This is a genomic window from Methylobacterium sp. AMS5, from assembly GCF_001542815.1.
Lineage (GTDB): Bacteria > Pseudomonadota > Alphaproteobacteria > Rhizobiales > Beijerinckiaceae > Methylobacterium.
In genome coordinates this window covers 90720-101004 of record NZ_CP006993.1, presented here as the reverse complement: position 1 = coordinate 101004, position 10285 = coordinate 90720, and the positions used below count along the sequence as shown (strand labels likewise).

Sequence of the window (10285 nt, the reverse complement as noted above, 5' to 3'; positions counted from 1 at the left end):
AAGATGGAGAGCTTCCAGCCGCTACCGAGCGTCAAGGGTAACAACCGCGTTGGCCTGCTCGACAAGAACGGCACCTATGTCCCCTCGGTCCGCATGTGCGACCTGGGGCGCGCCCTTGCCGACGCTGTGATCGGCGACGAGGAACTGGGCCAAGCCATCGCCGCAGAGACGCGCAACCGCGTCCCCGGCCGGCACTGGGCCCTGGTCAAGAAGAACGCCGTCCACCCCTGGGGCTACTACCTGCACGAGGACAAGGCCGACGCGATGCTCGGCGTCGTGCGTGACAAGGCCTTCATCGAGCAGGCCCGCAAGGATCTCACCCGCAACAAGTCGATCGCCAAGAACCGCAGGCTCGTGCGGGAACGCGAGGAGAAGACCATGACGCCGACCCCGACGCCCTCGCCGATCGCGCTGCCGGTCTACATCCCGTTCGACGGCATGCGCCTCGAAGGCACCGATCAGCCGCTCAAGGCGATCACCTTCCGGATCGGCGGCACGTCGGCCGAGCAGATTGCGGTGGAGCTCGACGGCCGCTTCTACGTGAAGGCGAAGGGCGTCTACGAGATCGTCCGGCCCGAGCTCCAGCACCACATGAACGCCGGCCGCTGCCTGCGCAACGCCGGCTTCTCCGACACGCTCTCGGCCTGGCAGCCGGGCCGGGGCGGTCGCGCCGTCATGTTCGTCTCGGCCGAGGCCGACCGGCTGAACGAGGCTACCGCTGCCTTCGGTCACTCGATCCACCTGACCGACGCCGAGCTCGACCGCATGCGCATGGAGATTCGCGGCGTCATCGCGCTCTGGCGCCAGACCCTGCCGGTCCCCGATCTCGCGCCCTCCCCTGCCCCGGTCATCACCGAGACGCCGGCTGTGATCGAGGAGCCCGTCGAGGAGACCGTTGCGGTGCCCAAGCGCACCGCGACCGAGCTGTTCGACCGCGTGGAGCGCATGGAGGAAGCGCTCGGCACCGCGCTGGGTCGCATCGACCAGTTCACGACCATCTTCCAGCAGATGATTTCGCTCGTGGGCGAGAACACGAAGGCACTCAACGGCTACCGCGACCTGCTCTCGTCGGTCGCCCAGGAGCAGCAGCAGGGCCTGCGCCTGATCGCCGGAGGCCGCGGCTGATGGTCTACGCTCTCTTCTCGGACCAGCACGCGCACAACTGGAGCGCCTACTCCACCAAGCTGCCGAGCGGGCTGAACTCCCGCCTCGACCACATGCTGACGGAGCTCAAGCGCGGCGCCCAGGAGCTGCGCGCGGCGGGCGGCGACACCATCGTCTTCGCCGGCGACCTGTTCCACTCGCGCGGCTCGATCGACCCCGAGGTCTTCAACCCGGTCTCGGAGACGATCAAGGGTCTCACCTGGGACGGCTTCAACATCGTGGCGATCCCCGGCAACCACGACCTGAAGTCCAACGAGACGACGGTGCTCGGCAACGCCATTCAGTCGCTGTCGAGCCTCAAGGGCTTCACCGTCATCACCGAGCCGATGCACTTGGCTTCGCTCGGCCTGGCGATGGTGCCGTGGATTCCGAAGCTCGACGACCTCAAGGCGGCGCTCGAAGCGCTGGCGAGCACGATCAAGGTCCCCGGCAAGGGCTTCGACTGCTCCGAGACCGATCTCGTGATCCATGCCGGCATCGACGGTGTGCTCTCGGGCGTGCCGGGTCACGGGCTCACCCCTTCCTATTTGGCAGGGCTCGGCTTCCGGCGCGTGTTCGCCGGCCACTACCATCACCACTGCGCGTTCGAGGCGGGCAAGGTGTGGTCGATCGGCGCCACGACGCACCAGACCTTCTCGGACATCGGCACCAAGGCCGGGTTCCTGCTCGTCGATGACAAGCGGGTGAACTACCGCGCCTCGCGCGCCCCGTCCTTCGTCGAGGTCACGCCTGACACGCCGAGCGAGGAGATCCCGCTGATCGTCGCGGACAACCACGTCCGGGTCCGGGGCTTCGCCTTCGACGACGCTGAGACCAACGCCTTCCGGCGCGGGCTCGAAGGGATGGGCGCGGCCGGCATCACCTTCCAGGTGGAGCGCAAGGTCGCGAGCGCCCGCACCGGCACGACGGCGGCCAAGGGTGTCACGCTCGAAACCTCGGTCAACGGGTTCATCAAGCGCATGGGCTCGCCCCACGAGGCAGCCATCGCCGCCCGTGCCGCGCAGATCATCACAGACGCCCGCGCAGCCACCGAGTAATCGCGCAGACTACCCGCGTTCTGTCGCGTAAATTCTATTAAGTCATCACTGACTTTCAGGAGAGCAGAGTGCCCGATTACTATCGCGTCACGTTCAAGACCAAGCAGTTCGTCTCCATCGTCGAGGGGAAGGGCAAGAAGCAGACGACGCGCCAGGTGGAGAACTTCATCGAGCAGAGCCACGGCGGCCTGCCGATGTCGACCTGCCTCGCCTACAAGAAGCTCGCGCCCGACGCCGTGATCGAGCGGGACTACGACTACGCCGGCTACGATTCCAAGGCGCGCACCCGCGTCACGTCCGGCAGCGAGCGCAAGGGGTCCGCGCAGCGTCGCGATCCGTTCCCCGGCTCGAAGAAGCCGATCAAGGACGATGCGGCGCCCTCCCCTGCCCCGGCCGGCGTCATCGGCGGCGACTACGCCGATCTCGTGAACAAGATGGTCGCGAAGGGAGCCGCTGCCTGATGGCTCGCTACCAGATCGAGGTCTTCGAGACCCGCGGCGTTCGCTGTCTCTACGAGGTCGACGCCGACACACCCGAGGATGCCGCGGAACTCGCCCAGGAAGGCGAGACCGTCGGTTCGACGGAGCTGAGTGAGGAAGTGATCGGGCGAACCATCGCCGGCACGCCTAAGCTGATCGAGGACAAGCCGTGAAGTTTCCCAAGATCGAGATCGAGAACTTCGGCACGATCCGGAAGGCGAGCCTCGCGCTCGCCGACCGCGGCCTCGTGCTGATCCAAGGCGTCAACGAGGTCGACACGTCCGCCGATTCCAACGGCTCGGGCAAGTCGACCCTGCCGGATGCGCTCGCTTGGTGCTTCTACGGCACCACGGCGCGGGGCGTCGAAGGCGATGCCGTCATCAACAACCAGGTCGGCAAGCAGTGCCGCGTCGCCGCGACCGTGCTCGATGGCGATGACAGCTACCTGATCGCCCGGCATCGCAAGCACAAGGCCGGCAAGAACCGCGTCACCGTCGTCCACACGGACAAGGCCGGCACGGTCACGGATCTGACCAAGGGCACCGACAAGCTCACCCAGGAGATCGTGAACCAGATTCTCGGCTGCACCTGGGAGGTCTTCGTCGGCGCGATCTACGCCGGCCAGGACCAGATGCCCGACCTGCCGGGCATGACCGACAAGAATCTCAAGGTCGTGGTCGAGGAAGCGGCCGGCGCGACGGTGCTGGAGAAGGGCTACCGGATCGCGCTCGGCGACGTGCAGAAGGCCAAGGCGGACCTCGCCGCGGCCGGACACACGCTCGCGCTGCGTCAGCAGGCCCTGGAGAACGAGAAGGACCGGATCGCCTTCGACCTGACCTCGGACATCGAGCGCTGGGAGCAGAAGCGCAAGGACCACATCGAGGGCCAGACCGCGCGGGTCCGTGTCCTCGTGGGCGAGGTCAAGGCGCTCAAGGGACGCGCGACCATCGACCGTCCGGCCGTCGAGAAGCAGCTCCACGAGGCCGAGGCCCAGATCGCCGCGGTCGAGATCGAGCGCAAGCGCGAGCGGGAGCTGATCGAGGAGGAGCAGGCGGCGTCGATCGCGGCTGCCCGCACCGACACCAACGCCCGGCAGCTCGCCCGCGACGCCAAGCGCGAGAAGGAGATCCTCGACAGCCTGGCGCATCAGGTCGGCTGCCCGTGCCGCTCGTGCGACCGCCCGTTCTCGGCCGAGGACATCGCCCCGGCCCAGACCAAGCAGCAGGGGCTTCTGAACGACGCGCTGCGCGCTCTGCGCGACGCGAAAGCAGCGCATGAAACAGCGCTGAAATCGCATCAGAGCGTCACTGAGCGCTTGGAAGCGTATCGCGCATCAATGACTGACGTCAGCGCGACCAACGCGCTGTGCGACGCTCTGAGAGCATCCCTGCGCGACGACGACCGGCTCCAGGCGGACATCCGGGCCAAGTCGCACGAGGCGCGCACGATCAAGGAGGGAATCGACCGGCTCAAGGCCGAGGTCAATCCGCATCTCGCGGCCAAGGAGCGCTCCGAGGCCAAGGTCTTGCAGCTGGAGCAGGAGGTCAAGGACGCGATCGAGCACGTCGGCAAGGCGACCGTGGCGCTCGAAGTCGCCGAGGCGGTTGCCAAGGTGTTCGCCCCGGCCGGCGCCCGCGCCGAGCTCCTGGACGAGATCACGCCGTTCCTGAACTCGCAGACGGCCAAGTATCTCGGCGCCCTCTCCGACGGCAACTGCCACGCCACCTGGTCGACCCTGACCAAGGACGCCAAGGGCAACCTGAAGGAGCGGTTCGCCATCGACGTCACCCACGACCAGGGCGGCGACGAGTTCGCGGCCATCTCGGGCGGCGAGAAGCGCAAGGTCCGAATCGCTGCGGCGATGGCCCTTCAGGATCTCGTCGCCTCGCGCGCCACGAAGCCGATCGACCTCTTCATCGGCGACGAGATCGACAACGCCCTGTGTCCGGCCGGCATCGAGCGTCTGACGATGATCCTGGAGGAGAAGGCTCGCGAGCGCGGGACCGTCTTCATCATCAGCCACTCCGATCTCAAGGATTGGGTCCGCAACACCATCGTCGTCCGCAAGAAGGCACGCGGCGACAGCGTTATCGAGGAGATCGCAGCGTGAAGCTCACCACTGACCAGATCCAGAAGATCGCTGTTAAAACGAGCGAGCGTAAGCACGCCAAGGAACGGCTCCCCGCAGAGCTGCGCGGTCAGACCAAAGAGTTTGCTCATGCCAAGGTGATCTTCTCGCCGGCGGCTCGCAAGGCGTTCGTCGAGGAGGCTCGCTTCAACACCGACCTTGGCTTCGCGTTGCTGCGCACGATGGAGCGTCACTTCGAGCTGGTCATTGACCGCACGGAGCACGAGCTCGCGGAGATGGGCGTCGAGATCGAGGACGCCGCATGAAGTCCGTCAGCAGCCGGGATCTCGAAGCCATCGCGTCCATGACGCGGCGTCGCAAGGACTACGCGACGCAGCTCGGCATTCTCAACCGTCGGGATCGACCCGAGTTCGTGCGGGTGCAGCTGGAATACCCGATGCGCGACTATGCCACGCGCAAGCGTCCGGGCGACGAGGCCGACATGATCGTCCTCGACGGGGAGCCGGAACTCGATGTTCTGCGCACGCTGATGCGCACCTACTTCGAGCGCCAGATCAAGGAGATCGACGCCGCCCTTGCGGGCTACGGCTTGCAGGTGACGCCATGAGCCTCAAGGGCGACATGAACGCTCTCGCGCGCCAGAAGAAGCGCGAGGGCTGGACCATCGAGAAGACGAAGAAGAACCACCTGCGCTGGACCTACGTCCTGACGGGCTGCTTCATCATCACGTCGGCGACCCCTTCCGATCACCGGAACCTCGCCAACGTGAAAGCCCAACTGAAGCGATGTGAAAAGCCGCTTCATTGACGCTATATCTAGTAAGTCAGCACTGACTGAGGAACGGAGATGACAGAGATCGAGGAGCAGGCGGCGGACGAGGTTCTCGCCATCCTGCAGAAGGCGGCGACCGGCGAAGCTCACATGCTGCCGGGCCCGACCAAGCTCTACGCTCACTTCGGCGAGGGCTCGACCAAGAGCGGCAAGACCGTGCCCTTCAACGGCGGGACCGACCTGCTGTTCAAGAGCGCGCGCCGCGGCAAGCGTGACCCCTACATCCTCGAATTCGAGCTGATGGACTCGGACGAGTGGCCGGTGATCGACATCCCGTTGAAGAACGTGGATCGGTTCCTGCCCAAGCTCGCCGTCAGCCTGAGCCAGGTCTGCGCCAAGGCCGGTGGGTTCGAGGACGCCGACACGGCCGGCTGGCAGCTCTCCTCCTACGTCGACTACCTGGCCGTTCAGACCCTCGACCGCCTCAAGCGCGAGGAGACGGAGCGCGAGGCCGAGGCTCTGGTCGAGCAGTCGGAGCGCTACGCGGACAACGACGCCTGGGGCATGTTCTAATGCCCTTCGCCGAGGAGTTCCAGGGCCTCATCGGGCAAGAGGCGCTCCTTCAGGGCGTCTACGAGAACGGCCGGGTGTTTCGTATCAACGGGATGCCCTTCGAGGTCACGACGGGCGCGATCGAGGGCCGCAGAGGTCCGCTGATGGCAGTGTCCGACGTCCACTACACGCCCGAGCACGAGATCGCCAAGGCGAGCACCGACACCAGCGGCGTGATGATCGTCGGGAACGGCAACTTCATCGACATCCAGGATCTCTGGGTGGACGTCATCTACATCCGGCTGCGGACGGGAGACGATGCCGGCCCCGCCTACCAGCATCAGAGGCTCAACCCGAGCCAGCCGTGGAAGGCGCGCGACCGCAACGACTACATCGGGCGGAACGAATACGACATGCTGGTCGCCGACCTAGCGCAGCGGATCAAGCCGCGGCTTCAGGAGGAGGCCCGACAGCGGGTCGAGTTCAAGCGCGAGCAGATCCGGCTGGCGCAGGAGGCCGAGCGCAAGGAGCTCGAAGCCATCGTCGTGACCCGTGAGGATCTCGGCGAGGACAACGCCAGCTGGGGCATGTTCTGATGCGCCCCGGCTCCAACGTCACCATCACCTTCGACGACGGCACGGTCTTCAAGGGCCAGCTCGGCAACTGCGAGATGCGTGCGGCTGAGACGATGCGGTTCGAGGAGTGCGGCGACGCGACCCCTCATCGCGTCGTGACCCGTCCGGCCTCGATGACCCTGGAAGTCTACTCCAGGGAGTTCATGACCGATTTGACGCCGGCCATTCGTCGGTATCCCAATTTTCCCATGGACCCGGCGCCGCTGCCGGCTCCCGAACCAGAGGACGTCCCCGAAAACTGGGGCGCATACGCATGAAGATCCCCATCCTTGCGAACGATCCGAGCTTCACCCACTGGGGAATGGCTCGGATGCTGCTCGATCTCGACACCCTGGAGCTCGAACTCACCGGGCTGCGGCTGATCGTGACCAAGAAGAACCCGAACAAGACCGTCCGCGTTACGGCCGACGACCTCGTGCGGTCGCAGAAGCTGTCCACGGCCTTCCTTCAGGAAGCGGCCGGTGTCAGCGCGATCTTCACCGAGGTCCCCTCGGGCGCCCAGGACGCGAAGTCGAGCCGCGCCTTCGGCATCGTCGTCGGCATCCTGGCCTCGTCGCCGATTCCGGTGACACAGATCATGCCGTTGGAGACCAAGGCCGTCGTGAAGCCCTACGCGAGCAAGGGTGAGATGATCGAGGCGATGGTCGCCAAGTATCCTCACGCCGACTGGCTGCGGGCCCGCGGCAAGGCGACCGGTCCGCTGATCGCCGACAACGAGCACCTGGCCGACGCCATCGCCGTGGCGGAAGCCGGTGTCCTCACCGACGAGTTTCGGCGTTCGCTCGCCATGATGCGCGGCTCATTCCGCATGGCAGCGTAGGCCGTTTTTCGCGTGTCAAGAATGGTCAGTCATCACTGACTTATTTACGATGCGTGCCCCTCTGAACCGAGAGCAAGAAGCAACACGATGACGTCCACCAACACCCTCATTCCCGAAGCGCGCTCCTACTTCCCCGGCATGGGGCAGGCGGTCGCCGACCGGACCGTGAACCGCAAGATCAAGAAGCCCGTCTCGGCCGAGACCGTCGTCACCTTCGACATCCCGCGCGACGACAAGACCTCCCTCGACAGCCAGATCGCCCGCTTCGCCAAGGCGCAGGGCTACGGCACGCCGACCGAGTATTTCGTGGACTCGGGCGACGGCGAGCGCGTGCAGGGCTGGTTCATCCCGCACGAGAAGATCGAGATGGAGGAATGGGCCGACGTGGCGCGCCGCGTCGCGATCGGCAACGCGATGCTGTCGCCCGACTTCGACCCCGAGGCGACCAGCACCAACGAGGAATGGACGAGCAACCCGCCCGCCTGGGCGCGCGAGTTCGACCGCTCGCATCATCACCTGCGCCAGGCCTCGCTGCTCATGTCCGGCCGGCACCTGCAGCACGGCGACGAGACCCAGCGCACGCGCAACATGGAGGTCTTCACCAACTGCTCGACCTCGGCGACCACCTTCCTGCTGTTCTACCTGCTGCTGAACGGCTCGGGCGTCGGCCGCGACTACTCCGACGCGATGATCCGCGCCGATCTCAACCAGATGCCGATCGTCGTCCCGGTCATCGGCTGGGGTCACGACGACGTAGCCTCGGGCAAGATCACCGGCTTCCTGACCGAGCGTGACGCGCGTCATCTCTACCAGGGCCGCAAGATCACGACGTTCAAGGTGCCCGACAGCCGCGAGGGCTGGGCCAAGGCCATCGAGATCATCGAGCGCTTCGCCTTCGAGCGTCGCCGCGAGGAGGTCCTGATCCTCGACTTCTCGGATGTCCGTCCGAACGGCGCCCCGATCATGGGTATGCAGGGGCGCCCCGCGTCGGGTCCGGGCCCGCTGATGGGTGCGGTGAAGTCGATCGCGGCCGTCCGTGACGCCGGCATGGCCCCGTGGCTGGCCGCTCTCTACGCCGACCACTACGCGGCCGAGTGCGTGCTCGTGGGCGGTGCCCGTCGCGCTGCTCGCATGGCGACGAAGTTCTGGAAGGATCGCTCCGTCCTCGACTTCATCTCGATCAAGCGGGGCGGCTTCCTCTGGAGCTCGAACAACTCGGTCACGATCGACGAGGAGTTCCGGACCGCGGTCCGCAAGGTCCATGCGATGTGCGCCGGCTACGCCGACGGCCCGATCCTCGAAGCGCGTCTCCAGGCTCTGCGTAAGGGCCGGGCGTTCGGCTTCTTCGCCCGCATCACCGAGGACGAGGCTCACGCCTACCGCGTGCTGCGTGCGGCTGCGCATGCCGCCTATCACGACGGCACGGGCGAGCCGGGCTTCATCAACCAGGACAAGCTGACCCGGAAGATGGACGGGCTCGACAGCTACCTCGACGGTCTCGTCGCCGAGAGCGCCAAGTTCCAGCTCGACCCCGAGACCCTGCCGCTCATGAAGGATCTGGTCATGGCCTGCGCCCGCATGGGTTGGCCGATGATTACGAACCCCTGCGGCGAGATCTGCCTGCTGATGCTCGGCGCCTACTGCGTGATCGCGGACGTCGTTCCGTTCCACGCCGGGACGCTCTGGCGCAACGACCAGGATCTCTCGGCCGATCAGCGGCTCTGGGCCTGGGACGACGACGCCGAGGACGCCTTCCGGACGGCCGTTCGCATGCTGATGCGCACGAACCTGATGGACTGCCTCTACGGCCGCGAGGTCAAGCGCACGAACCGCATCGGCGTCGGCATGACGGGCTTCCACGAGTGGGCCTACGCTCGCTTCGGCTTCACCTGGCACGACCTGATCGACGAGGAGAAGTCGCAGGAGCTCTGGCAGACCGTCTCGCGCTTCAAGCGGGCGATCGTCGAGGAGGCCGAGGAGTATGCCGAGGAGCTCGGCGTGGTCGTGCCGCACACGAACACGACGTTCAAGCCGGCCGGCACCACGTCGAAGCTGTTCGGCCTGACCGAGGGCGCGCACCTGCCGTCGATGCGCGAGTTCCTGCGCTGGGTGCAGTTCCGTCACGATGACCCGCTGATCCAGGTCTATCGCGAGAAGGGCTACCCGGTTCGCGAGCTCAAGTCCTACTCCGGCACCACGATCGTCGGCTTCCCGACCAAGCCCACGATCTGCGAACTGGACGGTGGGGAATGGGTCGTGACCGCGGCCGAGGCGACCCCGGAGGAGCAGTATCAGTTCCTGCGCCTGCTGGAGAAGTATTGGCTCACGGGCGTGGACGATGACGGCGAGACCCCGCTGGAGGAGTCCGGGAACCAGATCAGCTACACGTTGAAGTATGACCCGAAGACCGTCAGCTTCGACCAGTTCCTGACCACGCTGATCGAGGGCCAGTTCTCGATCCGTTGCTGCTCGGTGATGCCGCAGTCCGACACCACGGCCTACGAGTATCAGCCCGAGCAGCCGGTCACGAAGCTGGAGTTCGAGAAGATCGCCGCTGAGATCGCGAACGACAACGCGGTCAAGGAGGAGATCGGCTTCGAGCACGTCGATTGCGGGGCCGGCGCCTGCCCGATCGACTTCCGCGAGGGCGACGAGGACGAGAAGGCGGCAGCGTAAGCTTCCGCACTTTTTCGAGCGAAACGCCGCGTCTCGCTCGCTATAACAAATCAGTCAGCGCT

Annotated in this window: 13 protein-coding genes; all 13 read left to right on the top strand. The window is 66.0% G+C overall.

Annotation, left to right across the window (positions count from 1 at the left end; genetic code table 11):
• The first annotated feature begins 3 nt into the window (after nt 1–3).
• The 13 genes from Y590_RS24875 to Y590_RS24815 all read left to right on the top strand — a co-directional run bounded on the left by Y590_RS24875 (nt 4) and on the right by Y590_RS24815 (nt 10223).
• Nucleotides 4–1125: a hypothetical protein gene (locus tag Y590_RS24875; protein ID WP_060772572.1), complete on the top strand. Its 1122-nt coding sequence runs from the start codon at nt 4–6 to the stop codon at nt 1123–1125.
• A complete protein-coding gene (locus Y590_RS24870) occupies nt 1125–2201 on the top strand; it encodes a metallophosphoesterase (protein WP_060772571.1) in 1077 nt (358 codons plus the stop codon). The genes Y590_RS24875 and Y590_RS24870 overlap by 1 nt, the downstream gene beginning before the upstream one ends.
• 68 nt (nt 2202–2269) lie before the next feature.
• Nucleotides 2270–2662 carry a hypothetical protein gene (locus Y590_RS24865; RefSeq protein ID WP_060772570.1) on the top strand — a complete coding sequence of 131 codons (393 nt, stop codon included), beginning with the start codon at nt 2270–2272 and terminating at the stop codon, nt 2660–2662.
• Nucleotides 2662–2853: a hypothetical protein gene (locus tag Y590_RS24860; protein ID WP_060772569.1), complete on the top strand. Its 192-nt coding sequence runs from the start codon at nt 2662–2664 to the stop codon at nt 2851–2853. Before Y590_RS24865 ends, Y590_RS24860 begins: the two co-directional genes overlap by 1 nt.
• Nucleotides 2850–4790, top strand: coding sequence for an AAA family ATPase (locus tag Y590_RS24855; protein ID WP_060772568.1), 1941 nt, complete (start codon nt 2850–2852; stop codon nt 4788–4790). Before Y590_RS24860 ends, Y590_RS24855 begins: the two co-directional genes overlap by 4 nt.
• Nucleotides 4787–5074: a hypothetical protein gene (locus Y590_RS24850; RefSeq protein WP_060772567.1), complete on the top strand. Its 288-nt coding sequence runs from the start codon at nt 4787–4789 to the stop codon at nt 5072–5074. Before Y590_RS24855 ends, Y590_RS24850 begins: the two co-directional genes overlap by 4 nt.
• The gene (locus tag Y590_RS24845) at nt 5071–5376 is read left to right on the top strand and encodes a hypothetical protein (RefSeq protein ID WP_060772566.1); all 306 of its coding nucleotides are present in this window, start codon (nt 5071–5073) and stop codon (nt 5374–5376) included. The genes Y590_RS24850 and Y590_RS24845 overlap by 4 nt, the downstream gene beginning before the upstream one ends.
• Nucleotides 5373–5576: a hypothetical protein gene (locus Y590_RS24840; RefSeq protein WP_060772565.1), complete on the top strand. Its 204-nt coding sequence runs from the start codon at nt 5373–5375 to the stop codon at nt 5574–5576. Before Y590_RS24845 ends, Y590_RS24840 begins: the two co-directional genes overlap by 4 nt.
• A 39-nt stretch (nt 5577–5615) precedes the next feature.
• Nucleotides 5616–6113 carry a hypothetical protein gene (locus Y590_RS24835; RefSeq protein WP_060772564.1) on the top strand — a complete coding sequence of 166 codons (498 nt, stop codon included), beginning with the start codon at nt 5616–5618 and terminating at the stop codon, nt 6111–6113.
• Entirely contained in the window at nt 6113–6688 is a 576-nt protein-coding gene (locus Y590_RS24830; protein WP_060772563.1) for a hypothetical protein, read from the top strand. The genes Y590_RS24835 and Y590_RS24830 overlap by 1 nt, the downstream gene beginning before the upstream one ends.
• Nucleotides 6688–6984 (top strand): hypothetical protein, encoded by a 297-nt coding sequence (locus Y590_RS24825; protein ID WP_060772562.1) that lies wholly within the window; start codon nt 6688–6690, stop codon nt 6982–6984. The genes Y590_RS24830 and Y590_RS24825 overlap by 1 nt, the downstream gene beginning before the upstream one ends.
• Nucleotides 6981–7547, top strand: coding sequence for a hypothetical protein (locus Y590_RS24820; RefSeq protein WP_060772561.1), 567 nt, complete (start codon nt 6981–6983; stop codon nt 7545–7547). Before Y590_RS24825 ends, Y590_RS24820 begins: the two co-directional genes overlap by 4 nt.
• Nucleotides 7548–7634: 87 nt before the next feature.
• Nucleotides 7635–10223 carry a glycyl radical enzyme family protein gene (locus Y590_RS24815; RefSeq protein ID WP_060772560.1) on the top strand — a complete coding sequence of 863 codons (2589 nt, stop codon included), beginning with the start codon at nt 7635–7637 and terminating at the stop codon, nt 10221–10223.
• Nucleotides 10224–10285: the final 62 nt, after the last annotated feature.

What these genes read in the sequence shown, in the direction of transcription:
- Y590_RS24825 (WP_060772562.1), top strand. Translation starts at nt 6,688, where the DNA reads ATGCGCCCCGGCTCCAACGTCACCATCACCTTCGACGACGGCACGGTC.
- Y590_RS24820 (WP_060772561.1), top strand. Translation starts at nt 6,981, where the DNA reads ATGAAGATCCCCATCCTTGCGAACGATCCGAGCTTCACCCACTGGGGA.
- Y590_RS24870 (WP_060772571.1), top strand. Translation starts at nt 1,125, where the DNA reads ATGGTCTACGCTCTCTTCTCGGACCAGCACGCGCACAACTGGAGCGCC.
- Y590_RS24860 (WP_060772569.1), top strand. Translation starts at nt 2,662, where the DNA reads ATGGCTCGCTACCAGATCGAGGTCTTCGAGACCCGCGGCGTTCGCTGT.
- Y590_RS24875 (WP_060772572.1), top strand. Translation starts at nt 4, where the DNA reads ATGGAGAGCTTCCAGCCGCTACCGAGCGTCAAGGGTAACAACCGCGTT.
- Y590_RS24830 (WP_060772563.1), top strand. Translation starts at nt 6,113, where the DNA reads ATGCCCTTCGCCGAGGAGTTCCAGGGCCTCATCGGGCAAGAGGCGCTC.
- Y590_RS24815 (WP_060772560.1), top strand. Translation starts at nt 7,635, where the DNA reads ATGACGTCCACCAACACCCTCATTCCCGAAGCGCGCTCCTACTTCCCC.
- Y590_RS24840 (WP_060772565.1), top strand. Translation starts at nt 5,373, where the DNA reads ATGAGCCTCAAGGGCGACATGAACGCTCTCGCGCGCCAGAAGAAGCGC.
- Y590_RS24835 (WP_060772564.1), top strand. Translation starts at nt 5,616, where the DNA reads ATGACAGAGATCGAGGAGCAGGCGGCGGACGAGGTTCTCGCCATCCTG.
- Y590_RS24845 (WP_060772566.1), top strand. Translation starts at nt 5,071, where the DNA reads ATGAAGTCCGTCAGCAGCCGGGATCTCGAAGCCATCGCGTCCATGACG.